Origin of the sequence: Nonomuraea sp. NPDC047897 (genome assembly GCF_043204415.1) — a bacterium.
Taxonomy (GTDB): Bacteria; Actinomycetota; Actinomycetes; order Streptosporangiales; family Streptosporangiaceae; genus Nonomuraea.
The window spans coordinates 147457-170557 of the sequence record NZ_JBIDCC010000014.1 but is presented as its reverse complement, the minus strand read 5'-3'; the positions used below and the strand labels follow the sequence as shown (position 1 = coordinate 170557).

The window sequence follows — 23101 nt, the reverse complement described above, 5'->3', positions numbered from 1 at the left end:
TTCCATGTCCCGTGCGCCCCTGTGGCGCGCGGTGGTGACGTGTGTCGTCGTCGCCACCGCCTTCTTCCTGGCATTCACCATGTCACCGCGTCTCGGCCTCGACCTGCGCGGCGGCACCCAGCTCGTCTTCGAGACGCGCGACTCGGCCACCGTCAAGGCCGACGCCGAGGCCACCGACCGGGCGCTCGACGTGCTCCGGCGCCGCGCCGACGCGCTCGGCGTCGTCGATCCCACCCTCGTCAGGTCCGGCGAGCAACGGATCATCGTCGAACTGCCCGGCGTGCTCGACCCCCGCAAGGCCGCCGAGGTCATCGGCAGGACCGCCCAGCTCACCTTCCACCCCGTGCTCGGCCCCGCCGCTGCCGGCGACAAGGACGCCGTGGCCGACGAGTCGGGGCAGAAGCTCTCGCTCGGCCCGGCCGCCATCACCGGTGACGGCGTCACCGACGCCGCCGCCCGGACCGACCCCCAGCAGGGGCCCGGCTGGTTCGTCACGGTCGACTTCCGCGATCCCGGAGCCTGGCAGCGCCTCACCGGCGCCGCCGCCTGCGAGGCGGTCGGCGACCCCAAACGGCGGGTGGCCATCGTGCTCGACAAGGAGATCATCTCCTCACCGCAGGTGGACCCGTCCGTGCCCTGCCGGGCCGGCATCCCGGGCGGATCAACCCAGATCACCGGCTCGTTCACGCCCCAGGAGGCGCAGGACCTCGCCGTGCTCATCAAGGGCGGCGCGCTGCCGGTCCCGATGGAGCTGATCGAGCAGCGGACCGTCGGGCCCACGCTCGGCGCGGAGGCCATCGCGGCCAGCGCCAAGGCGGGCGTCGCGGGCGTGCTGCTCACCGCGGTGTTCATCATCGCCATCTACCGGCTGGTGGGCCTGCTCGCCGCCATCGCCCTCGCCCTGTACGGGCTCATCTCCTACGCCGCCCTGGTCGCCATCGGGGCCACGCTGACCCTGCCGGGACTGGCCGGGTTCGTGCTGGCCATCGGCATGGCGGTGGACGCCAACGTGCTCGTCTTCGAGCGGGCCAGGGAGGAGTATGCCCGCTCGTCACGGCTCGGTCTGCGTACGGCGCTGGACCGGGGCTTCAGGAACGCCTGGAGCGCCATCGCCGACTCCAACATCACCACGCTGCTGGCCGCCGGGCTGCTGTTCTGGCTGGCCTCGGGGCCGGTGCGCGGCTTCGGCGTGACCCTCGCCATCGGCGTGCTCGCCTCGCTGGTCTCCGCCATGCTCATCACCCGGACCCTGACCCACCTCGTCATCGGCCGGGTGAGCCCCCGGCTGTCGGGGCTCGGCTCCGTGGGCCGGATCCGCACCTGGGTGACCGCGCGCGACCCGCAGCTCATGGCGCGCGGCCGGCTCTGGCTGGCGGTCGCCGCGGCGGTGGTGGCCGTGGCCGTCGCCGGGCTGGTCACCCAGGGCCTGAACTTCGGCGTGGAGTTCACCGGCGGCCGGAGCCTCCAGTTCGCCGCCACCGAGCCGGTCAGCGCCGACGCGGCCCGGCGGGCCGTGGCCGAGGCGGGACACCCGTCGGCCGTCGTGCAGTCCTCGGACAACGTCGTCACCGTGCGCGCCGGCCAGATGAGCGCCGACGACGTGGCCGCCATCGAGACGGCCCTCGACCGCCAGGTGGGCGAGGTCACCAAGCAGCGCGACGAGCTGATCGGCCCCAGCCTGGGCGAGGAGCTGCGCCGCAACGCGCTCATCGCGCTCGGTGTGGCGCTGGCCGCCCAGCTCCTCTACCTGGCGGTCAGGTTCAGGTGGACGTTCGGCACGGCCTCGGTGGCCGCCCTGGTGGTGGACACCGCCGCGGTCGTCGGCGTCTTCGCCTGGCTGGACAAGCCCATCGACGGCGTCTTCCTGGCGGCCATGCTGACCATCATCGGCTACTCGATCAACGACAAGGTGGTGGTGTTCGACCGGGTGCGGGAGATGTGGACCGCCGACCGCAAGGCGCCGTTCGCCGGCATCGTGAACGGCGCGATCCTGCAGACCGTGCCCCGCACGGTCAACACCGGGCTGGGCGCGCTGTTCATCCTCGCCGCGCTCGCCGTCTTCGGCGGCGACTCGCTGCGCGACTTCGCGATCGCGCTCATCATCGGCATCGTGGCCGGTACGGCGTCCTCGTCGTTCGTGGCGGGGCCGCTGGCGATCGAGCTCGAACGGCACAGCAAGCAACCGCCCCCCGAGCCGCCCAAGCCGCGCGAGAAGCTCCGCCGCGACGGCTCCGGCGCGGTCGTGTGACCACGGAATGACCACGGAATGACCACGGCCGGCGGCGGCCCTCCGGCCGCCGCCGTCCCGTTCCGGCATCCGGGTGTCAGGCGCGGCGGGGGGCCAGCAGGTCCGCGTACGGGGAGAACGGCTCCACGACGGCCGGGCCGGCGGGCCGGGTGAGCAGCGCCTGCGCCAGCGTGGCCCTGAACAGCGCCATGCCGCGCACGACCGGCGGCAGCGTCACCGCGAACAGGGCGCCGACGGCCGTGTTGAAGATGATGAACGTGGCCGTGCCGTCGCCGAGTCCGAGCAGCTCGGGCAGCCCCTGCATGCCGGGGATGGCGGCGAGGATCCACCCGTACAGCGGGAAGGACAGCCCGGCGATCGCTCCGGCCCACCAGGTGAGGGTGACGGCGAAGGAGAGCAAGGCGAACGGGAACGCGATGACGGCGTGCAGCATGTCCAGCCACCCCTGCGTGCCCGCCACCGGGTTGGCCAGGCGGCGCAGCCGACCGGCCGAGGGCGGCGCGGCCGGGTAGGCGGGGCGGCCGACGGGCCGTTCGAGCACCTCGGCGACCATCTCGCGCTCGGCGTCGGCGAAGCGCCGCGCCGCCGTGGCGGTCGCGGCCAGGATGGGCAGCCCCACGACGGCGACCAGGCTGCCGAGGCCCGCCGCGACGCCGCCCACGACGAGGGCGAACGAGACGGCGGCGGCCGGGAAGCCGCCGAGGGCGTAGCGGGTGTCGGTGGCGATGCGCTGGCGGAGGGTCGTCATGGCGTCCACGCTACGGACGACGCCCATGCCGCCGCGATCCCGCGGACCCGCGTATGGGGGTAGGGACAGCCCTACCTCCGCGGGCTCCGGCGAAGGTCAGTGCCCGGTCGCCTTGCGGATCACGTCGCGCACCCGGTCCATCATCGCCACGGGCGTGCCGACCAGCAGGTTCTTGGTGGCGGACTCGGTGCCGGGATGCGGGTGGGTGGGCGCCATCGCCTCGGCCGCCTTGACCCCGGCGGCCATGGCCCGGCGCTCGGCGGCGCTGGTCTTGGCGCGCAGCCTGGTGAACTCGTAGCGTTCCTCGCTGCGGGCGTGCGCCATCACGGCGGCGCGGAGCACGGCGAGGTTGGCCATGAAGTCGGGGTCGTCCGGGCCGGCCTGGTCCATGTGCTGGAGCAGTTCCTTGGCCTCCCGCTCCTCTTCGAGACGGTCGTCGACCACGCCGTCGCCGCCGTCGAGCGCGCGGCGGGCGTAGGGGTGGATGATCTCCTCCTCGGCGGTCTCGTGCACGGCGAGCAGCCGGACCAGCCGGGTGAACGCCTCGCCGCGTTCGCCGGCCGGGGCCTGCTCGACCTCGTCGAACAGGTCCCGGATCATCGCGTGCTGGGCCAGCAGCAGGTCGATGACGTCCGTTTCCTTCATCGTCTCGGGCCGGGTCGAGTGCTGGGTCATGCGGCCTCCTCTTCGCGTACGGGCGACTGCCTACCCGGGGAGGTGTGGCTCACGCGCGTCGTTACGCATTCCAGAGGTTTCCCTGGTGTCGCGACGGGCGCGGTGAAAGTTTCATTCCGGACGCCAGGTAGGAGAGGATCTTCGCGGGCCAGGTGCGGTGTTTCGTTGACAAACATGCGGCGCCGCCCACAATCCTGTGTGGGAGCGCTCCCATTGCTGCGGTTCCGCGACTGGCTGCGCTTCCGCGACGAACCCCAGGAGGTGAGGCCGGCCCCCTACTCCGCGTGACCGTTCATGGACCATCCCGCCCGGATGGCAAGGACGCGGCCGGCGAGACCTCCCCCCTCTCCGCCGGCCGCGTCCGCATGCGCGGCCCCTCCCCGCACACCCCGGCCGGCTACCTCCCGGTTGCGACGGCGAAGCGGCGGCGGGCCGTCTCGATCGCGTCCTCGTCGCCGAACCCGCCGAACGCCGCGGCGTGGTGCCGCTCCGGGATGAGCCGCCTGACCCGCTCCGGGTAACCCGCCCCCGGTTCCGGCACCCGCACCACCGGCGGGTCGCCCAGCCGTACGGCGATGGGACCGGAAGCGCGCACGGATCTGGCCCAGCCGGCGCCCGGACCGGTGATCGCGCACATGTGGTGGGCGTACACCCATTCCACGTCCGCCACCGTCGCGGCGCCGGCCGGTTCGACGCCGAAGGGGTCCACGGCGCAGACGACCCGGCCGACCTCGTACCCCGCCCCACGCGGGCGATCATGGCCGAAGTCGTGGCCGTGCCCGCGGTGCTCGTCGGCCGTGGCGCCTTCGAGCAGGCCCGTCACCAGGACGGCCAGCCGCCCCTCCAACTCGTGCCGCCTCGCCTGGTGCCCGGCGACGATCAGCGCGGCCCCGGCGACCGGGACGAGGACCAGCGCGACCAGCGTCGCGATCCTCGCCCGGCGCGCCGGTGCCGCCACCCGGGCGGGCTCTGCCGGGATCGGGTCTACGGGCTCGTGCACGACAGCGTGGGCGCCGGCGACGGTGGCGTGCCCGTGGCGTTGAAGCCGAACGTCGTCGTGCCGTTCGCCGCCAACCGCCCGTTGTGGTCGGCGTTCTTCACCACCACCTGGGGTGGCTGCCCGGTGAGGGTCGCGTTCCACGGCGAACCGGAGAAGCCCTGGCCGCCGCCGTAGGTCCAGCCGACCGTCCAGCCGTTCAGCGTGCCCGTCCCGGTGTTGCGGACCGTGACCTCGGCCTGGAAGTGCCCGCTCCACGTCGTGGCGGTACGCCACGTCGCGGTGCAGTCGCCGGTGGGCGTGGGCGTGACGGTCGGGGTCACCGTCGGGTCCGGCGGCGTGGTGCCGCCGGGGCCCACACCGGTCACCTCGCCGTTGCCGCCGTCGAAGACGACGTCGGCGCAACTGTAGAAGTTCTCCTGGCTGTCGGACCTGATCCAGTGGGTGAAGATGATGTGCCGCCCGCTCTTGCCTGACGGGAGCTGGACGTTCCAGTAGTAGTAGTTGAGGCCGCCGGTCCCGCCGGACTGGGGCGGATCGGTGACGCTGTGGAACCGCTCCAGGTCCGACCACCTCAGCGGCGCGTTCGGGTTCCAGCCGTCCTTGGTGATGTAGGAGACGAACGAACCGGGGTGCGCCGCCCAGTTGCTGTGGCGCACCCGGATCGTGGCGCCCGAGGTCAGGTGCGTCAGCGGCCAGTCGGAGCGGACGGCGTTGTAGGCGGAGAAGTCGTACGGGCCGCCGGTGCCGCCGCTGCAGATCTGGCCGTCGGGGATGAAGCCCGTGGTACGGCCGCCGCCGTCGGAGCGCAGCACCGCGAACCAGTTGTAGAGGGGAGTCGTGCCGCTCTGCGCGACGGCCGCCGCGCAGGCGGGGTTGTAGGGGATGATCTGGCCGTTCTCCCTGAGCCCGTCCTGCCAGCACAGGTAGGTGCGGCTGCCGGGGAACATCGTCACGCCGTGGGCCTGCGCCTGCCGGGGCACCATCAGGGCGGTGGCGATCAGGGCCACGGCCAGTGCGGCCACCAGGGCCGCCGACCGGATTGCTCTCATGAGGATCCCTTGTTCGCGAACGACAGAGGAACCCGCTCATGACGTGCCCGCCCGGCAGCACTCGGTGAACGCATTGAAACACGCCGCCCGGGCCCCCGCAACGCGTGGCCGAGCGGACGATCCCCTACCGGTCCACGCCGCTCCTGGAGATCGAGGAGCGCTGGGCGCCGCTGTAGCGCGCCCCCCTCGCCGCGGCGGCCAGCGCGGCCGCCCGCGCCGCCTCGACCGGCGTGAACGGCAGGCCGGGCCGCCTGAGCAGCAGCGCCCGCTCGGGATGCACGGAGACCACCATGGTGCTGTTGAGCTCGGCGTCCTCGTCCACCGTCTCGCCGGGGCGGCGCCACTCGACCGCGGAGCCGCGCACCAGGTCCGCCATCGCCTGCGGGAGCTGGCCGGGGTCGTCGTGCACCCGCTGCGCCAGCAGCAGGCCCTGGATGCCGGGGTCGACGAGGTCCTTGACGTGGGCGGGCACGATCAGCACGTCGAGGCCGCCCGCCTGGGACAGCGCGGCGTGCAGGTGGACGGGGGCCAGCCGGGTCGGCGCCTCGACGACGAACTCGTCGAGGGCGTCGCAACCGGCCGGGGTGATGGCGCTGCTGCCGGTGGGCGCGATGTGCAGGGCCAGGATGTTGCAGCCCAGCCGGCCGAACGCGCCCGCCACCTGCGCCAGCCTGCCGGGCCGCTCGACCACGCGCATCCGGATGCGCCACAACGCCATCGTGGTGCTCCCCTCCCCGGCGGCGGGTGGCGGGGGAAGCGCTGATCGGGTACGGCGCGCCTGTCCCGGCGGCCCCGAAGGCCCTGGCGGCCCCGAGGGCCCTGGCGGCGTGGACGGCCCTGGCGGCGCGGGCCGCCCGGCCGTCAGGCGCCGGTGCAGGGCGGAACCGGCGATCAGGGCGGCGCCCAGCCCCATGAGCACCGCCGGACCGGGTTCGGTGTGCCCGAGCAGGGTGGCGAGCAGGTGAGCCACGCCGACCGCGAGGAACAGCGCGGCCATTTCCAGGATCTCCCGCCGCCAGGAACGCCCGAGATGGTGCCCGGAACGCGGATGGGTAGCCTTCGGTGCATCGCTCATGGCGGTCAGTCTCGGCGGCGGGTGTTACGCGGCCGTGGCCGGCGCCGTGGCGGCGGCGTTAAACCGCCTTCACCGCGCGCTTCCCGGCGCGCCCGGATCGCGGCGCCTCGCCAGGCCGGCGGCCGGACCGGCTCGTCACGTCCCGGGCCGCCACATGGGCCAGAACAGGGAGCCGTCCGGCAGGGCGAACGGCTGCCGCGGCCGGTAGCCGTGCCGCAGGTACAGGTCGCGGCTGCGCCGGCTGCTGGCCTCCAGGTAGGCGGGCAGCCCCGCCAGCCGGGCGTGGTGGTGACGCAGCAGCGCGCTGCCGAGGCCCCGGCCCTGCCGCGCCGGGTGGACGGCCAGGAAGGCCAGGTGATGGTGCGGCTCGGCCGGATGGTGCTTGTCGAACAGGGCGTCCAGGACGCGGAAGCGCTCCGCCCACGGCCCGGTGGCCTCCGTCAGGCGGCTGTCGTAGCCGGGCGGCTCGGGCAGCGGTGTCGTGCGGGGGAACCAGACCGCGACGGCGGGTCCGTCGTCGATGACGTGGATCTCGCCGTGCTCGGCCGCGTGGTCCACGAGGATCCGGAAGTCGGCGGTCATGATCTCGTGGCGGCGGGTCGGGTCGGGCACCAGGTAGCCGACGGCGTCCAGCGGCGCGAAGGCGGTGGCGATCAGCTCGGCCACGAGGGCGGCGTCCTCGGCTCCGGCGCGGCGGATGGCGGGTGCGTCCTGCGTGCCCGCGCGGTCGGCGGGGTCCGGCCGGTCGGTGCTCAACGGGTCGCCTCCGGTACGGTCGCGGCCTTGGCGCCCAGCCCGACCCGCGAGTAGACGGCCGGCTGACCGGTGCGCAGCACGAAGGCCCACACCAGGCCCACCACGGCCGCGACGACGTACACGACGGGCAGCAGCCAGGTGAGCGGGTGGCCCTCCTCGACCCCGAGCAGCGTCGAGAAGTTGCCGACCGCCAGCGTCAGCATCACGCCCAGCGCGACGGCGGCGGGCACCGGGGCGAGCAGCCGGCGGGCGACGCTCTCGCCGTTCGGCTCCCGCGAGAAGAACGCGATGACGGCGATCGAGGTGGCGAAGACCAGCAGCAGCACGCCGAACCCGCCGAACGCGCCGCCGTAGAAGAACAGCTGCACGAGCGGGTCGAGACCCAGCACCGCGTACAGCACGATCACGAGCAGGCCGATGGCGCTCTGGGCGAGGGAGCCCGCCTCCGGCGCCCCGGTGCGCGGCCGGGTCCGGCCGAAGGCGGCCGGCAGCACCCGTTCGCGGCCGAGCGCGAAGAAGTAGCGCGACGTGGTGTTGTGGAAGGACACCATCGCGGCGAACAGGCTGGTGACGAACAGCACCCGGGCGATGTCCACCACGACCGGCCCGAGCTGGGCGGCGGCGATCACGAAGATGGTCTCGGCGCCGTCGCGGCGCGCGGTTTCCACGATGCTCGCCGGGCCGGTGGCGACCGTCATCGCCCAGGCCGACAGCGCGTACAGGCCGGCGATGACGGCGATCGAGGTGTAGGTGGCCACCGGCACGGTGCGGCGGGGATCGCGGCTCTCCTCGGAGAAGACCACGGCCGACTCGAAGCCCACGAACCCGAGTGTCGCGATGACCAGCATCGCGCCCACCCCGGGCGCCAGCAGCCCGCCGGGCGAGAGCGGCTCGGCCGACAGGCCCGCCGGACCCGAGGCCACCAGGTCGGCGGCGTCGAAGAGCAGGATCACCGCCACTTCGGCGGTGAGCAGGACGGCGAGCAGCCGGCCGTTGAGGTCCACCCGCATGACTCCCAGCAGCGCCACCAGCGCCCAGGCGACCAGGGACACGGTCCACCAGGGCGGGGTGACCCCGGCCCAGCGCTCGATCAGCGGCGTGGCGGCCGCCCCGAACGCGCCGTACAGGCCGACCTGCAGGGCGTTGTACGCGATGAGCGCCACCCAGGCGGCGGCGATGCCCGCAGGGCGTCCCAGTCCCCGGCTGACGTAGGTGTAGAAGGCTCCGGCGTTGGCCATGTGCCGGGCCATCGCCACGTACCCCACGGCGAACAGGGCGAGGACGGCGCCCACGGCGAGGAACGCGACCGGCAGGCCGGTGATGCCGGTGACCGCGTAGGCCGTGGTGACCACGCCGGCCACGACGGTGAGCGGCGCGGCGGCCGACAGCACGAAGTAGACGACCGAGGGGGCGCCGAGCCGGTCGGCGGCCAGGGCGCCGGCTATCGGGTCCGGTCCGGTGCGCGAGTGCGCGATGCGCATGGGGTTCCTTCCTGTTGCGGATGGGACCGCGTCCGGGGCGCAGGGGGACGTCCCGGCCGCGGCGTGCTGTGCGGAACGGGGTCAGGAGCGGTAGGTGAGGACGGCGTCGCCGACGGCCGCCCGGACCTGACGGGTCAGGTCGCCGGCGGGCCGGGGCAGCGCGGTCAGCACCTCGGCCAGGCGGCGGCGGGCGGCCTGGCGGTGGGCGGGGTCCTCCACGACGGTGTCGGTCATGCCGCAGGCGTCCAGGAGGGCGGCGAGCACCATGTCGTGGTCCGTCAGCGGCCTGCCGCGGGCCAGGGACAGGCGCAGCCTGGTGGACGGCCATACGGCCCGGCCGAAATCGGTGGCGAAATAGCGGCTCGGCCGGCGCCGGCGAATTCGCGGCGTTTCGCGGTCGAGTAATCCGGAGCGCGCCATTCGCGCCGTGACGTCGGCGACGGCGCGCCTGGCGAGGTAGGCGAGCCAGGTGCGCACGTCCGTGTGCTGGGGCGCGTTCGCGATGTCGGTGAGGATCGCGTCGGCGAGATATTCGCGCACCGGCCGCGGGTCTGCCACCTGGAGCCGCACCCCGCGCAGCACGACCCGGTGCTCCATGAGCAACTCGGCGATCAGGGCTCCGGCCAGGCCGAGCGCCAGGGCAGAAGGGTGCAGGCGGGGCTTTCCGGAGCCTGTCGTGTCCCACGCGACGAGGAAGAAGTCATCGGCGAGCAACGGCGCTCTCCCGTCGAGAGAGCCGACTCCGGCGACCTGCGTGCGTCCGTCGAGCCCGGTGCTGAATCGGTTCGCTCACTATCGCCCTTAATGGATGGCCGGTTGAGGAAAGCCCCTGCGAGGCGGCGCGAGAATGTTTATCAAGAACGCCGTCGCGAGGGCTACCCCCGTTTACCATCAGGGCACGATAAAGGAATCCTTAATGCTTGATATGGTGATTTATCCGCCTTATTGAAGATCGTCGGATGTGGGGCGGAGCACCGGCGCGCGCGGCGTCCGGCCCTCGTCGCCCGGCTGGACGATCACGAACCGGCCCGTCGTCCCCATGCCCACCCGGCCGAGCGCGCGGAAGTGGTACAGGTACGGCGCGTACGGATCGGCGAGCCCGCCGAACCGCACGGCCAGCCGGACCGCCGCGCGGGCGGGCAGACGCACCGTGTCCTTGTAGCCGCGGGCGTATGGCGGCGCCGGATCGCCGTCCACGTCCAGCACCTGGAAGGACGCCCCCTGCAGGTGGAACACGGCGGGGCCGGCCGGGTTCTCGATCTCCCAGACCTCCGTGCCGGCCGCGGGCACCACGGTGTCGGTCCGGGTCGGGTCCGTCCCCCGGGGGCCCTGTCCGGCCGTCCGGAACCGCCGCACCCTGGCGCCCGGCGGCACCTCGATCGGCAGCAGGCCCACCGCCGGCCGGCGCGGCACCGGGCGCGCCGCCGTCAGCCGCGGCGCCACGACGATCTTCAGCAGGTCGAGGCCGTCCCGCTCCACGCTCGGCCCGCCGCCCCCCTCGCCGTCCTCCCCGCCGTCCAGCCCGCCGTCCAGCCCGCCGTCCAGCCCGCCGTGCTCCCCGCTGTCCAGCCCGCCGTCCTGCTCGGAGGCCTGCCCCGCGTCCCGCTCGGCGGCGCCCCGGCCGTCCAGGGAACGCAGCAGCACGTTCTCGCCGTGGGTGAAGGCCACCACCAGCTCGACGCGCTCGCCGGGCGCGACCGAGACCCTGCTCACCTCCACCGACGCCGCCAGCAGGCCGGCGTCGTTGCCCACCACGTGGAACGGCCTGCCGTCGGCGAAGGCCAGGTCGAACACCCGCCCGTCGGAGCCGTTCACCACCCGGAACCGCACCCGCTCGGAGGTGACGGTCAGGAACGGGTCGGCCGTGCCGTTGACCAGCACCCCGCCGCCCGGCCGCGCGTCACCGGCGGTGGAGCCGGCCGAGCCGGGCCGCGGGTCATGCAGGATGAGCGGGATGTCGTCCACCCCGTACGCCGAGGGCAGGCCGCGGCGCCTGGTGTAGTCGTCCACGATCAGCAGGCCGGCCAGGCCCCGGCCGGTGTGCCCGGCACTCGGGCCGAGCGGGTAGGGGTGGTACCAGGCGGTGGCGGCGGGCTGGTCCACGACCCAGCGTCCGGTCCACGTCCCGCCGGCCGCGATCGGCCGGTGCGGGCCGCTCGCCACGGCGGCGGGCAGGCGGAGGCCGGGCCAGTGGACGGTGGTGGCCTCCTCCAGGGCGTTCGTCACGGCGACCTGCACCTCGTCACCGCGCCGCAACCTGAGCGTCGGGCCGAGCAGGTCGCCGTTGAAGCCCCAGGTGGGGGCGGTATCACCGGGCCGCGACCGGCCGGCCTGGGCGGTCAGCTCGAACCGGCGCACACCGTCCGGCCCCGGCTCCGGATCGATCAGCGGCGGGATGCCGAGCCGGTTCGGGAATCCGGCCCGCTCCCCGGCCGTCTCTCCGCGAACCCCGACCGCGGTCCGGGGGCGGAGCCCCGCTCCGGCCTCGGGCGCGGCATGCGATCCGCCCCCCGGCGCGTCCCGTCCGGTCGCCGCGCGGGGGCCCGCGCCGGGGCCGGGGCCGCAGGCCGCGACGAGCCCGGCGGTCGCGGCGAGAGCGAGGAAATGACGACGGTCCACGAGCGCCCATTATCATCGCCCCGGCCCCGGCCCCGGCCCCGGCCCCGGCCCCGGCCCCGGCCCCGGCCCCGGCCCAACCCCATCCCCAGCCCAACCCCAAGCCCAAGCCCAAGCCCAACCCGGTCAGGCCGTGTGGCCGCCGTCCACGACGAGGTCGTGGCCTACGGCGAAGCCGGCGTCGTCCGAGGCCAGCCAGAGAATCGCCCCCGCCGCCTCCCGCAGCGTCCCGACGCGCCCGATCGGCACGGCGAGCCGGGCCGCCCGCTCCGCGTCCGTCTCGCCCGGGAGGCGGGACATGTCGGTGTCGTGCGCTCCGGGGCTGACCGCGTTGATCCGGATGCCCTCCCCGGCGCACTCCAGCGCCGCGGTGCGGGTCAGCGCGCTGACAGCGGCCTTGCTGGCCGCGTACGCGCCCAGGCCGGGCACCCGCTTGTGCGGCCCGAGGTTCGAGCTGACGTTCACGATGACGCCGCCTCCGGCGGCCCGCATGTGCCTGATCTCGTGCTTCATCGACAGCATGACGCCGGTGACGTTCACCTCCAGCGTCCTGGCCCAGTCGGCCTCGTCCATCTCCGCCACCGGCGCGGCGGTGAGGACGCCGGCGTTGTTGACGGCGACGTCCAGCCTCCCGTACGCGGAGACGGCGCCGGCGACCAGCCGTTCGACGTCGGCGGCGCGGGTGACGTCGGCCGTGATGGCGGTGGCCTGCCCGCCGGCTTCCGCGGCCAGCTCGACCGTGCGCTCCAGCGGCTCCCGGCCGCGCCCGGCCACCACGACCCGCGCGCCCTCGCGGGCGAAGGCCAGGGCGGTGGCGCGGCCGATGCCGGAGCCGCCACCGGTGACCAGGACGGACTTTCCTGCGAACCTCATCATGGTTGCCTCTTTCCAGGTGATCGCGCGACGCCGACCAGCGCCGCGGTGAGGGTGAAGACGAGGGCGGCGACCGCGAGCGCGGTCGCGTAGCCGGCGGTGACCGCGGCCGGGTCGTGGCGGGGGCCGGTGACGGCGGCCGCGACGGCGGTGAGGACGGCCAGCCCGACGGTGGGCCCGGCCTCCATGGCGGTGTTGAGCAGCCCGCCGCCGAGCCCGGCGCGCCGGGGCGGCACCCCGTCGAGCGCGGTGACGGTCGCGCCGGAGAAGGCCAGGCCGGACGCCACGGGGAAGAGCAGCAGCCCGGCGAGCACGACGCCGGCGTACGGGGTGTCGGCCTCGATCAGGCTGAACAGCGCCATGGCCGCGGCTCCGAGGAGGAGGCCCGCGACGGTGACGGCGCGGGCGCCGAACCGGCCGGCCAGCCGTCCGGCGACCGGACCCATGGCGAGGACGAGCAGGTACGGCGCGAAGGCGGCGCTGGTCAGCAGCGGCGACATGCCGCGCACCTGCTGGAACCACAGGGTCAGGAAGAACGTGTGGGCGGCGCTGGCGGCCGCCGTGACGAGCACCGCGAGCAGCGCGGCCGCCCGTGCGGGCGACGCCAGGAAGGAGAGGGGCAGCAGCGGCGCCGCCGCCCGGGTCTCCACGGCGACGAACGCGGCCAGGAGCAGCCCGCCCGTGACCGTCGGGACGGCCGAGGCGTGCAGCAGGCCGTAGCTGAGCGCCACCATGCCCGCGGTCGCGAGCACCGCTCCCGCGACGTCGAGCCGGGCCGCCCGTCCCGGCTCCGGCGCGGGCAGCCGTCGTGCCGTGGCCAGGGCGAGCACCGCCACCGTCACCGGGAGGGCGAACGTCCACCGCCAGGACGCGAGGGCCGCGACGACGCCTGAGAGCAGGCTGCCCGCCGTCGCGCCGGTGACCGAGAGCGTTCCCCACACGGCGAGCAGGCGCGGCTGCCGCGCCGGGTCCGGTGCCAGGGTCCGGGCGAGGGCCAGCGCCGCCGGCGCCGCGAGGGCCGCACCGGCCCCCTGGGCGAACCTGCCGAGCAGGAGTGCGGCGAAGCCCGGTGCGGCGGCGGACAGGGCCGAGGCGGTGGCGAACAGCGCCATCCCGGCGGTGAAGAGGCGCCGGTGCCCGTACAGGTCGGCGAGCCTGCCGCCGAGCAGCAGCAGGCCGCTGAACGACAGCCCGTAGGCGGAGGTGAGCAGGGCGAGGTCGGCCCGGTCGAGGCCCATCTCCGCCTGGATCGCGGGGAGGGGGACGACGAGCAGGGTGATGGAGGCGATGAGCGCGACCTGGACGGCTCCCAGGACCGCGAGGGCCGGAGTAGCGTAACTAGAACGATCGGTCAAATATGTGGGCATGCGAAAGGCCTTTCGATGGCAGGGCGGGATCAGAGCAGGGAGAGCGCCTGCGCGGCCGCGTCGCGCAGCCGCGCGGGGTCGGCCGACGCCTTGCCCATGAGCCGCATGCCCTGCAGCATCACGAGCAGGAACCGCGCCAGCGCGCGCGGATCCCTGTCCGCCGCCAGCTCGCCCTGTGCCCGTGCCCGGATCAACGCCGAGGTCAGCGCCGTCTCCAGGCCGTCCCAGTTGCGGTCGACCAGGCGGCACACCTCTTCGTCGCGTGGCAGCAGCTCAGCCGCCGCGTTGACGATCAGGCAGCCCCGCCTGCCCTCCTCGGACGACGACTGGGCCGCGTACAGCTCGACCAGGCGCCGGACCGCCGGCAGGGCCGGGCCGGGCTGGGAGAGCAGCTCGACCGGAGACGGGTCGCGGCTCTCCAGGTAGCGGTGCAGCGCCTTGACGTACAGCTCGTGCTTGCCGCCGAACGTGGCGTAGAGGCTCGCCCGCCCGATGCCGAGCCGTTCCACGAGGTCGGCCATCGAGGTCGCCTCGTAGCCGCGCTCCCAGAACAGGTCGAGCGCGGCCAGCAAGGCGGTGTCGGGGTCGAATTCCTTGGTCCTGGCCACGGAGGAGACCCTAGCCCTATGTGGAACGAACGGTCAAGATAGCGGTGTCGTTCGCCTCTTCACAGCCGCGATTCACCGGGGGTTCACGGCCGGTGTCTACGGTGCGTCCCCATGAGCTGGAGGTACAGGGCCAACGCCACCCTCGAAGGGCTGACCGGATACACCCTGACGCGCCGGGTCCGGCAGCGGCCGGCGCCGCCGCCCAAGCCGGCGCCCGAGGCGCAGCGGATGCCCGGCGACGTCGTGCGCCCGCCCATCGACCCGGCCTGCGACCGGCTGCTGCGCGGGCCGGTGTTCCTGCTGTCGTCCGTACGCTCCGGCTCCACGCTGCTGCGGGTCATGCTGAACAGCCACTCGCGGATCCACTCGCCCATCGAGACGCACTTCCGCCGCGCGACCGTCGGCCTGACCACCGACCCGGTACGGCAGGCGATGACGCACCTCGGCCACACCCACAGCGACATCGAGCACATCGTCTGGGACCGCCTGCTGCACCGGGAACTGGTGCGCAGCGGAAAGCCGATCCTGGTGGAGAAGACGCCCAGCAACGTCTTCGCCTGGCGGCGCATCGCGACCTGCTGGCCCGACGCGCGCTTCGTCTTCCTGCTGCGGCACCCGGTCTCCATCGTGCGGTCCTGGCACGAGGCCGACCCCGAGAACCGGCCCATGGCCGAGGCCGTGCCGCGCACCCTGGCCTACATGACCTACCTGCAGGAGGCCCGCACCCACCTCGACGGGCCGACCGTCAGGTACGAGGATCTCGTCGCCGACCCCGAGGCCGTGCTGCGCGGCCTGTGCGACCACCTCGGCGTCGGCTGGGAGCCCACCATGCTCGACTACGGCCGGCAGGATCATGGGGGATTCGTGAAGGGCATCGGCGACTGGCGTGACAAGATTCGCAGTGGCACGGTCGTCGAGGGCCGCCCCCTGCCGTCCCCAGCCGAGGTCCCGGCCGAGCTGAGGGAGATCTGCGGTCTGTGGGGCTACCTCTGACCCGCTCCGCCGCAGTGTTCCCCTCCCGTCCTCCGGGCGTTCGCGCGCCGCTCGCCCGGTGCCCAGAAGGTATCCCCCATGATCGTCGGGCCCTCGCGCCGCACCTTCCTCGCCGGCACCCTGGCCGGTCTGACCGTCCCGCCCGTCACCGGCGAGGTGGCCCACGCCGCCACCGCGCTGCCCGAGCGGCCCAACATCGTCGTGGTGCTCGCCGACGACCTGGGCTGGGGCGAGATCGGCAGCCAGGGGCAGCGCAAGATCCGCACCCCGTTCCTGGACCGGCTCGCCGAGGAGGGAGTGCGGTTCGAGGCCGCCTACTCCGGCGCGCCGCTCTGCGCGCCGTCACGCTCCGCCCTGCTCACCGGCCTGCACGCCGGACACGGCACCGTCCGCGACAACCCCGAGGGCGGGCAGCAGCACTCGTTCACCGACGCCGACCTCACCTTCGCCGAACTGCTGCGGCTCGACGGCTACCACACCGCCTGCATCGGCAAGTGGGGCTTCGGCCCGGAGGCGGCGGGCCAGGCGTCGCACCCCAACGCGCGCGGGTTCGAGGAGTTCTTCGGCTACATCGGGCATCGCCACGCCCACCAGTACTACCCCGACCACCTGTGGCGCGACGGCGAGCGGGTCCCCCTCGGCCGCACGGCGTACGCGCCCGACCTGTTCAGACGGCGGGCGGTCGACTTCATCAGACGCCGGGCCGGCAGCCCGTTCCTGCTCTACTACGCCAGCAACCTGCCCCACTCGCCGAGCGTGGTGCCCGGCGACGCCGGCCCGTACGAGAACCGGCCGTGGACCCGCGCCAACCGCCGGCACGCCGCCCAGGTGTCGCGGCTCGACGCCGACGTGGCCACGCTGGTCGCCACGCTGGGCGAGGCGGGCGTGGCCGGGCGGACGCTGGTGCTGTTCACCAGCGACAACGGCCCGCACCACGAGAAGGGCGTGACACCCGAGCTGTTCGACTCCAACGGACCGTGGCGCGGCGACAAGCGCGACCTGTACGAGGGCGGCATCCGCGTCCCGATGATCGCCTGGTCGCCCCGGCTGGCGCCGCGGGTCGAGCGCACGCCGGTGGCCTTCTGGGACGTGCTGCCGACCCTCGCCGACCTGGCGGGCGTGCCGGTGCCGGCTGGGCTCGACGGCCGTTCGTTCCGCCGGCTGCTCACCGGCGGGGAGGCGCCCGAGCGCGATCACCTGGTGTGGAACCGGCCGCGCAAGATGCAGGCGATCCGCCGCGGCGACTGGAAGCTGATCCGGTTCGCGCCGGGCATCGCGGGCGCCGGCCCACGGGGCCGGGTGGAGCTGTACGACCTCGACACCGACCCCGGCGAGCGCCGTGACCTGTCGGCCGAGCGGCCGGAGCTGGCCGAGGAGCTGCTGGCCCGGCTCGACGCGTCGATCGGCCCCGACCCGCGCCTGCCGTACGGGCTCGACGTGCTCGACGTGGACGGGCAGGTCATGGTGACGCTGCGCAACGGCTCGGCGGTGCCGTGGCGGCGGGTCGAGCTGCTCCTCGACGGGCGCCGCGCCGCCCGGTCCGAGCCGGTGACGCTCCGGCCGGGCGAGTCGTACACCGCCGTCTTCGACGCCGGCGGCGGCAAGCGGGCCCGGGCCACGCGGGTGCGGGCCCGGGCGCGGTTCCGGGCGGAGGGCAGGCGGCACCTGTTCCGCCGCTCCGTGACGATTCGCCGTTGACCCGGCCGCCCGTCTCGGCTACGTCCGCCGGCCGCGTTCGTCGGCGAGGCGGGCGGCGCGGGTGACGAGGTGGTCGCGTTCGGGGATGCTGGTCGTCCGGCCGGCCGCGGCCCGGTAGTCGGCCACGGCCCCCTCCAGGTCGCCGTCCATCTCCCGCAGATGCGCCCGGGTGGCGTAGAAGCGGTGGTGGCCGTCGAGCCGGTCGGCGAGGCCGTCGAGCAGGGCGAGGCCGGTGGCGGGGCCGTGCGTCATGGCCGCCGCGACGGCCTTGTTGAGGGAGACCATGGGGTTGTCCGACATGCGCTCCAGCAGGCCGTACAGGGCGAGGATCTGCGGCCAGTCCGTGTCGGCGGCGCTGGGCGCCTCGTCGTGCACGGCGGCGACGGCCGCCTGGAGCTGGTAGGGGCCGACCGCGCCGCGGGACAGGGCGCCGGTCACCAGGGCGACGCCCTCGGCCACGGCCGCGCCGTCCCACAGTGCGCGGTCCTGCTCGGCGAGGGGGATCGGGGTGCCGTGGGCGTCGGTCCGCGCGGGCCGGCGCGCGTCCGTCAGCAGCATGAGCGCGAGCAGCCCGGCCACCTCGGGGTCGTCGGGCATCAGCCGGTGCGCGGTGCGCGCCAGGCGGATCGCCTCGCGCGACAGCTCCACACGATGCAGGTCGGGGCCGGCGCTGCTGGCGTAGCCCTCGTTGAAGATCAGGTACAGCACGTGCAGCACCGACGCGAGCCGCCGCGGCCGTTCCTGGGGGACGGGCATGCCGAACGGCGCCCCGGACGCCTTGATGCGCTGCTTGGCCCGGCTGATCCGCTGCGCCATCGTCGTCTCGGGCACCATGAACGCGCTGGCGATCTCGGCGGTGGACAGGCCGCCGACCGAGCGCAGGGTGAGGGCGATGGCCGAGGCCGGGGTCAGCGCCGGATGGCAGCACAGGAACAGGGTGGCCAGGGTGTCGTCCCGGTCGCTCTCGTACGCCAGGTCCGCGGGCGGCGCCGCCTGCCGGTCGGCCGGTGTGCGCGCGGCCACCAGCTCCTCCCGGCGGCGCCGTGCCTGCTCGTTGCGGATCTGCTCGGTCATCCGCCGGTAGGCCACCTGGACGAGCCAGCCGCGCGGGTTGTCCGGCACGCCCTGCTCGGGCCACTGGGCGGCGGCGTCGAGCAACGCCTCCTGCACGGCGTCCTCGGCGGTGTCGAAGTCGCCGAAGCGGCGGCTGAGCACGCCGACGACCTGCGGCGCCAGCTCGCGCAGCAGGTCGTCGATCCGGGGCCGGCTCAGGGTCACAGCTCCTCGGGCGGCCCGGCCATGACCTGGCGCACCTCGATCGGCATGCCGAGCGGCCTCCCGTGGGGGCCGGGGGCCGCCGAGACGCGGGCGGCCAGCTCGATCGCCCGCTCGTGGCTCTCGACGTCGACGATCCACCAGCCGACGAGGAACTCCTTGGTCTCCGGGAACGGCCCGTCGGTGACGACGGGGGCGCCGCCCGCCCGGGCCCGGACGATCCGCGCCTGGTCGGGCTCGGCCAGGCCCTCCGCCGAGACCAGCTCCCCGGCCTCGGTGAGCCCGGAGTTCAGCTCGTGCATGAACTGGATGTGGGCCTTGACGTCCTCCGTCGGCCAGGTCTCCAACGGGGGCAGGTCGTCCTTCTGGCTGAACTGCATCAGCAGCATGTACTTCATGTCCCGGGTCCTTCCCTCCGCGCCCCCTGCGGGCGCTGACCTGTGAGGTCGAAGCAGGCCGGCCGCTCATCGACATCCTGGCGGACATCTTTCCAAGATTTTTTCGCCGCCCGCCACAGACATACCTACCTACCTACGCCGGATAGGTAGCGATTTAGGGGTTTTCCCGGTGCCGGGGTGAAGGGGCCGACCCGCAGTCTGGTAACGCAAGCGGACAAGAATCTCAGGTGAGGGTGGCATGGTGAAGTTCCTGACGCGTACTGATGTCGGACCGCTGGTCCCGGCGGTCGAGACCGAGGACACCTGGATGGTGTCGTGGGTGTTCGCGGCGGAGCCGTCCTCGGTGGCGGGCGCCCGGCACGCGACCGCCGACCGGTTGGCCCGCTGGGGGTTCCGCCACCGCGCCGCGGCGGCCGAGGCGCTCGTGGCCGAACTGATGGAAGCCGCCCTGGGCACCTGCGACAGGATCCGGCTCACGCTCACGGCCGAGGACGGCCTGCTGCGCGGAGAGGTCGAGCGGATCTACCCCACGCCGCGCCGTCCCGACGGACGCGCCGGCCGGCTGCTCGCCCGGGTGGCCTGCTGCTGGGGTCATGCCGCGACAGCCGAGGGGACCGCCGACTGGTTCGAGCTCCCCCCGTCCAGCGGCTTCCACGCCTGACCTCGACCCGGAAGGAACCGACCGTGCGACGGATCCGGATCCAGATCAGCAAGCCGCGCAGACCGGTCCGGGACCAGGACCTGCGCACCCCGTCGGGACGCCCGCTGCCCTACTGACCGCCACCCTCGCCGGCGTCCGCCTGCTCGCCCACCCACACCGCGATCTGGGACCGGGAGTGGAAGCCCAGCTTGCCGAGGATGTGCTCGATGTGGCTCTCGACGGTGCGCTGCGAGATGACGAGGCCGGCCGCGATCTCCTTGCTGGTCATGCCCTGCGCCACCAACCGGGCGACCTCCATCTCGCGACGGGTCAGCGGCGCGGACGCGCCGGCCGGCGGCCCCTCCCCGGCCGTGGAGCCGGCCGCGGCGCCGTCCCTGGCCGCGGCGTCGTCCCCCTCCTCGCCCTCCCGCAGCGCGTAGGCCAGCGCCTCGTCGTAGGACAGCCGGACCCCCTGCTCGAAGGCCGTGTCGAAGGCCGCGGCGCCCAGCGCCTTGCGGGTCAGGCGGACGCACTCGTCGTGGTAGTGGGCCAGATGCCCGTAACCGGACAGCGGAGCGCCGACCGCCTGCCAGACCGTGTCGAGGATGCCGAGCAGCCGCGCCGCCCGCTCGTGCCGCCCCTCGGCGGCGGCGATCCACGCCAGCACCTCCAGGTTGACGCCCACCCCGAGAGGGTCGTCGACCGTGCGGTTGAAGCGGAGGCTGTGCGTCTCCAGCTCGGTCGCCCGCACGAGATCGCCCTGCCGCCACACGTCCACACCGAGCGCCATCATCATGTACGCCTTGTGCCAGCCCTCCCCGTGGGCGTCGGCCACGGCGAGGCACTCGTCGCCGAGCGCGATGGCCGCCTGCGAGTCGCCGCGGAAGGAGTAGGCGAGGGACAGCCGGATCAGCGCAAGCGCCGTGCCCACCGGGTCGCCGGTGGCCCGGTGCCGCTCCAGGGCCTCCTCGTAGCAGGCGATCGCCCGCTCGGTGTCGCCGTCGAACATGGCGATCATCCCGTTGTAGAGCGCCACGTACGCCAGCACGGGGTCGAGGCCGAGCCGCTCGCCGAGGGCCCGGCTCTCGGCCAGCAGTTCCCGCGCGGCCGGCAGGTCGGCCTGGATGACGGCGAGCCAGCCGGTGGCCCACAGCGCCCGCGCGCGGATCTCGCTCGGCCCGGGACAGGCCGCGAGCCCGCGTTCGAGCCAGCGGCGGCCCTCGCCCAGGGAGTGGCCGGTGATCCAGTGGTAGAGCAGGTCGGCGGCCATGGTCAGGCCGGTCTCGGCCTCCTCGGGGTGGGCGAAGCAGTGTTCGAGGGCGGTGTGCAGGTTGGCGTGTTCGACCCGTAGCCTGGCGAACCAGGCCACCTGCGCCGGTCCGAAGATCTGCTCCCGCGCCTGGGTCGCCATCTCCCGGTAGTAGTCGCGGTGCCGCCGCTGGAACGTCTCCACCTGGCCGTGCTCGGCGAGCCGTTCGAGGCCGTACTGGCGGATGATCTCCAGCAGCCGGTAGCGCACCCGCGAGCCGTGCTCCTCACGCAGCAGGATCGACTTGTCGACCAGGCCGCACACCAGGTCGAGCACCTCCTCGCGGGCGATGCCGTCGCCCGCGCAGACCGCCTCGGCCGCGTCGAGGTCGAGGCCGCCGGCGAACACCGACACGCGTGCCCACATCAGCCGCTCCTGCTCGGAGCAGAGCGAGTGGCTCCAGTCGATCAGCGCGCGCAGCGTCCGCTGGCGGGGCAGCACCGCCCGCGACCCGGCGGTCAGCAGGCGGAACCGGTCGTCCAGCCGGTCGAGCAACTGGTGCACGGACAGCGCGCGCAGCCGCACCGCGGCCAGCTCGATGGCGAGTGGCAGGCCGTCCAGCCGGCGGCAGATCCGCGTGACGACGTCGCGGTTGTCCGCCGTCACCTCGAACGCCGGCAGCACGGCCTTGGCCCGTTCGGTGAACAGGCGGACGGCGTCGTACCGGGCCAGCGACTCGGGCGGCAGCCGGTCGCTGCCGGGCAGCTCCAGCGTGGGCACGGGCAGCGTCTGCTCGCCCACGAAGTTCAGCGGCTCGCGGCTGGTGGCCAGGATGCGCAGCTCGGGGACGGCGCGCAGCAGCGTCTCGGCGAGCACGGCGCACTCGTGCACCAGGTGCTCGCAGTTGTCGAGGATCACCAGGGCCTGCCTGTCGCGCAGGTGCCGGACGAGCACGTCCATCGGCGGCGACGCGCTGTGGTCGCGGATCTCCAGCGCCTCGACCACGATCTGGGGGAGCAGTTCGGGCGTCTCGACGCCGGCGAGCTCGACGAACCACACGCCGCCGCGGAAGTCACGGGACAGGTCGGCGGCCACCCGCAGCGCCAGCCGGGTCTTGCCGACCCCGCCGACACCGGTCAGCGTGACGGTGCGCGACCCGCACAGCAACTGCTTGACCTCGGCCACTTCGTGCCGACGGCCCACGAAACTCGTCACCTCGGCCGGCAGCCGGCCTGGCTGCCGCCGGTTGGAGATGCCTGCCGTCACCGCTGTCATTGACGCCTCGCACGACGCGGACCATGGTGTGCCGGGACCGTCCGTCTTCGTTCAGGTTATGTGCTGGTCAGCGCGGGTGCGCAGCCGCCTCGCCGGTCGCGGGGGCACGCCTCGCCCCCGGCCCTGCCGGGCCCGGTGATGGAACGTTTCACATCGGGCTCCCGCGAACGTGTGGTGGAGACTACGAGCCGCTCCCCACGGTGTCAACGGTGTGAGAGATTGAAGAGGTTCTGAGCAGGCTCATCACAGCGGGATCTCGGGAGTACGGGTGAAGTCGCGTCCACGCACGACCGGCGGAGCCACCAGGCGCCAGGCGATGGCCGAGCACGTCATGCGTCAGGGGTCGGTGTCGATGACGGAGCTCGCCGAGACCTTCGGCGTGAGCGTGATGACCGTCCATCGCGACCTCGACCTGCTGGAGAGCCAGGGCATGGTGCGCAAGTACCGCGGCGGCGCCAGCGCCCTGGCCTCCAGCGTCTTCGAGAGCAACATCGCCTACCGGATGACCGCGCAGACGGCCGAGAAGGAGGCCATCGCCCGGCACGTCGTCGGGCTGATCGAGCCGGGCAGCTCGGTCATGTTCGACGACTCCACGACCGCGCTGGCGGTCGCCCGCCATCTCGGCGAGGTGGCCCCGCTGACCGTGGTGACCAACTTCCTGGAGGCGATCAAGCTGCTCGCCCCCATGCCGGGCATCCGGCTGATGGCGCTCGGCGGCGAGTACTACCCGACGCACGACTCCTTCCTCGGCGTGGCCTGCGTCGACGCGGTCGAGGCGATGAACACCGACACGGTCGTCGTCTCCACCTCGGCGGTCTCCGACCGGCACGCCTTCCACCAGGAACAGGAGATCGTCCTGGTCAAGCGGGCCATGCTGGCCTCCGGCAGGCGTTGCGTCCTCGCTGTGGACCACACCAAGCTCGACCGGGTGGCGCTGCACCGGGTGGCCCCGCTTGACGCGTTCGACATCGTCGTGGTCGACTCGCGGGCGCCCGCCGAGGCCGTCCAGCGGCTGCGCGACCGGCACCCGCGCGTGGAGGTCGCCGAGGTGCTCGACGCCTAGCGGGGCCGGGCGCG

At 74.0% G+C, this 23101-nt stretch carries 20 protein-coding genes; 5 read left to right on the top strand and 15 right to left on the bottom strand.

The window, feature by feature from the left end; genetic code table 11:
- Window positions 1–4 precede the first annotated feature (4 nt).
- Window positions 5–2248 carry a protein translocase subunit SecD gene (gene secD / locus ACGF0J_RS29375; protein WP_393150837.1) on the top strand — a complete coding sequence of 748 codons (2244 nt, stop codon included), beginning with the start codon at window positions 5–7 and terminating at the stop codon, window positions 2246–2248.
- A 76-nt stretch (window positions 2249–2324) separates the two neighbouring features.
- Here secD and ACGF0J_RS29370 read toward each other — a convergent pair whose 3' ends face one another.
- From ACGF0J_RS29370 to ACGF0J_RS29315, 12 genes are all read right to left on the bottom strand, one after another.
- On the bottom strand, window positions 2325–2996 hold the full coding sequence (locus ACGF0J_RS29370; RefSeq protein ID WP_393150835.1) for a sensor domain-containing protein: 672 nt from the start codon (window positions 2994–2996) through the stop codon (window positions 2325–2327).
- A gap of 96 nt (window positions 2997–3092) precedes the next feature.
- A complete protein-coding gene (locus ACGF0J_RS29365; protein WP_393150833.1) occupies window positions 3093–3671 on the bottom strand; it encodes a hemerythrin domain-containing protein in 579 nt (192 codons plus the stop codon).
- A 397-nt stretch (window positions 3672–4068) separates the two neighbouring features.
- Window positions 4069–4671, bottom strand: coding sequence for a hypothetical protein (locus tag ACGF0J_RS29360; protein WP_393150831.1), 603 nt, complete (start codon window positions 4669–4671; stop codon window positions 4069–4071).
- On the bottom strand, window positions 4656–5720 hold the full coding sequence (locus ACGF0J_RS29355; protein WP_393150829.1) for a lytic polysaccharide monooxygenase: 1065 nt from the start codon (window positions 5718–5720) through the stop codon (window positions 4656–4658). Before ACGF0J_RS29355 ends, ACGF0J_RS29360 begins: the two co-directional genes overlap by 16 nt.
- 124 nt (window positions 5721–5844) lie before the next feature.
- Window positions 5845–6795, bottom strand: coding sequence for an ACT domain-containing protein (locus ACGF0J_RS29350; RefSeq protein WP_393150827.1), 951 nt, complete (start codon window positions 6793–6795; stop codon window positions 5845–5847).
- Window positions 6796–6930: 135 nt separating this feature from the next.
- Window positions 6931–7551 (bottom strand): GNAT family N-acetyltransferase, encoded by a 621-nt coding sequence (locus ACGF0J_RS29345; protein ID WP_393150825.1) that lies wholly within the window; start codon window positions 7549–7551, stop codon window positions 6931–6933.
- Complete coding sequence (locus ACGF0J_RS29340) at window positions 7548–9032, bottom strand: APC family permease (protein ID WP_393150823.1); 1485 nt, start codon at window positions 9030–9032, stop codon at window positions 7548–7550. The genes ACGF0J_RS29345 and ACGF0J_RS29340 overlap by 4 nt, the downstream gene beginning before the upstream one ends.
- 81 nt (window positions 9033–9113) lie before the next feature.
- A complete protein-coding gene (locus ACGF0J_RS29335; protein ID WP_393150821.1) occupies window positions 9114–9746 on the bottom strand; it encodes a GPP34 family phosphoprotein in 633 nt (210 codons plus the stop codon).
- Between the two features lie 228 nt (window positions 9747–9974).
- Window positions 9975–11651: a multicopper oxidase family protein gene (locus ACGF0J_RS29330; RefSeq protein WP_393150819.1), complete on the bottom strand. Its 1677-nt coding sequence runs from the start codon at window positions 11649–11651 to the stop codon at window positions 9975–9977.
- A 123-nt stretch (window positions 11652–11774) separates the two neighbouring features.
- Complete coding sequence (locus tag ACGF0J_RS29325) at window positions 11775–12524, bottom strand: SDR family NAD(P)-dependent oxidoreductase (RefSeq protein ID WP_393150817.1); 750 nt, start codon at window positions 12522–12524, stop codon at window positions 11775–11777.
- Entirely contained in the window at window positions 12521–13888 is a 1368-nt protein-coding gene (locus ACGF0J_RS29320) for an MFS transporter (protein WP_393150815.1), read from the bottom strand. The genes ACGF0J_RS29325 and ACGF0J_RS29320 overlap by 4 nt, the downstream gene beginning before the upstream one ends.
- Window positions 13889–13917: 29 nt before the next feature.
- A complete protein-coding gene (locus tag ACGF0J_RS29315) occupies window positions 13918–14496 on the bottom strand; it encodes a TetR/AcrR family transcriptional regulator (protein WP_393150813.1) in 579 nt (192 codons plus the stop codon).
- Between the two features lie 111 nt (window positions 14497–14607).
- Here ACGF0J_RS29315 and ACGF0J_RS29310 point away from each other — a divergent pair, with 111 nt between their 5' ends.
- Both ACGF0J_RS29310 and ACGF0J_RS29305 read left to right on the top strand, forming a co-directional pair.
- On the top strand, window positions 14608–15489 hold the full coding sequence (locus ACGF0J_RS29310; protein WP_393150811.1) for a sulfotransferase family protein: 882 nt from the start codon (window positions 14608–14610) through the stop codon (window positions 15487–15489).
- Window positions 15490–15567: 78 nt separating this feature from the next.
- Window positions 15568–17187: an arylsulfatase gene (locus ACGF0J_RS29305; RefSeq protein WP_393150809.1), complete on the top strand. Its 1620-nt coding sequence runs from the start codon at window positions 15568–15570 to the stop codon at window positions 17185–17187.
- A gap of 18 nt (window positions 17188–17205) precedes the next feature.
- Here the strand turns inward: ACGF0J_RS29305 and ACGF0J_RS29300 are convergent, their stop codons facing one another.
- Together ACGF0J_RS29300 and ACGF0J_RS29295 are read right to left on the bottom strand one after the other, a co-directional pair.
- Window positions 17206–18459, bottom strand: a complete 1254-nt coding sequence (locus ACGF0J_RS29300; RefSeq protein ID WP_393151006.1) for an RNA polymerase sigma factor — start codon at window positions 18457–18459, stop codon at window positions 17206–17208.
- A 2-nt stretch (window positions 18460–18461) separates the two neighbouring features.
- Window positions 18462–18860, bottom strand: coding sequence for a YciI family protein (locus ACGF0J_RS29295; protein ID WP_393150807.1), 399 nt, complete (start codon window positions 18858–18860; stop codon window positions 18462–18464).
- A gap of 238 nt (window positions 18861–19098) precedes the next feature.
- On the opposite strand from ACGF0J_RS29295, the gene ACGF0J_RS29290 reads away from it, so the two are divergent.
- Window positions 19099–19521, top strand: a complete 423-nt coding sequence (locus ACGF0J_RS29290) for a hypothetical protein (protein WP_393150804.1) — start codon at window positions 19099–19101, stop codon at window positions 19519–19521.
- A gap of 109 nt (window positions 19522–19630) precedes the next feature.
- Here the strand turns inward: ACGF0J_RS29290 and ACGF0J_RS29285 are convergent, their stop codons facing one another.
- Complete coding sequence (locus tag ACGF0J_RS29285) at window positions 19631–22024, bottom strand: LuxR C-terminal-related transcriptional regulator (RefSeq protein WP_393150802.1); 2394 nt, start codon at window positions 22022–22024, stop codon at window positions 19631–19633.
- A 268-nt stretch (window positions 22025–22292) separates the two neighbouring features.
- Between ACGF0J_RS29285 and ACGF0J_RS29280 the strand changes: the two genes are divergently transcribed.
- Window positions 22293–23087, top strand: coding sequence for a DeoR/GlpR family DNA-binding transcription regulator (locus ACGF0J_RS29280; protein WP_393150800.1), 795 nt, complete (start codon window positions 22293–22295; stop codon window positions 23085–23087).
- Window positions 23088–23101: the final 14 nt, after the last annotated feature.

Bases quoted from the DNA above. Each gene is read 5' to 3' on its own strand.
- secD (WP_393150837.1), top strand. From the start codon at position 5: ATGTCCCGTGCGCCCCTGTGGCGCGCGGTGGTGACGTGTGTCGTCGTC.
- ACGF0J_RS29370 (WP_393150835.1), bottom strand. From the start codon at position 2,996: ATGACGACCCTCCGCCAGCGCATCGCCACCGACACCCGCTACGCCCTC.
- ACGF0J_RS29365 (WP_393150833.1), bottom strand. From the start codon at position 3,671: ATGACCCAGCACTCGACCCGGCCCGAGACGATGAAGGAAACGGACGTC.
- ACGF0J_RS29355 (WP_393150829.1), bottom strand. From the start codon at position 5,720: ATGAGAGCAATCCGGTCGGCGGCCCTGGTGGCCGCACTGGCCGTGGCC.
- ACGF0J_RS29350 (WP_393150827.1), bottom strand. From the start codon at position 6,795: ATGAGCGATGCACCGAAGGCTACCCATCCGCGTTCCGGGCACCATCTC.
- ACGF0J_RS29340 (WP_393150823.1), bottom strand. From the start codon at position 9,032: ATGCGCATCGCGCACTCGCGCACCGGACCGGACCCGATAGCCGGCGCC.
- ACGF0J_RS29325 (WP_393150817.1), bottom strand. From the start codon at position 12,524: ATGATGAGGTTCGCAGGAAAGTCCGTCCTGGTCACCGGTGGCGGCTCC.
- ACGF0J_RS29320 (WP_393150815.1), bottom strand. From the start codon at position 13,888: ATGCCCACATATTTGACCGATCGTTCTAGTTACGCTACTCCGGCCCTC.
- ACGF0J_RS29310 (WP_393150811.1), top strand. From the start codon at position 14,608: ATGAGCTGGAGGTACAGGGCCAACGCCACCCTCGAAGGGCTGACCGGA.
- ACGF0J_RS29305 (WP_393150809.1), top strand. From the start codon at position 15,568: ATGATCGTCGGGCCCTCGCGCCGCACCTTCCTCGCCGGCACCCTGGCC.
- ACGF0J_RS29295 (WP_393150807.1), bottom strand. From the start codon at position 18,860: ATGAAGTACATGCTGCTGATGCAGTTCAGCCAGAAGGACGACCTGCCC.
- ACGF0J_RS29290 (WP_393150804.1), top strand. From the start codon at position 19,099: ATGGTGAAGTTCCTGACGCGTACTGATGTCGGACCGCTGGTCCCGGCG.
- ACGF0J_RS29285 (WP_393150802.1), bottom strand. From the start codon at position 22,024: ATGACAGCGGTGACGGCAGGCATCTCCAACCGGCGGCAGCCAGGCCGG.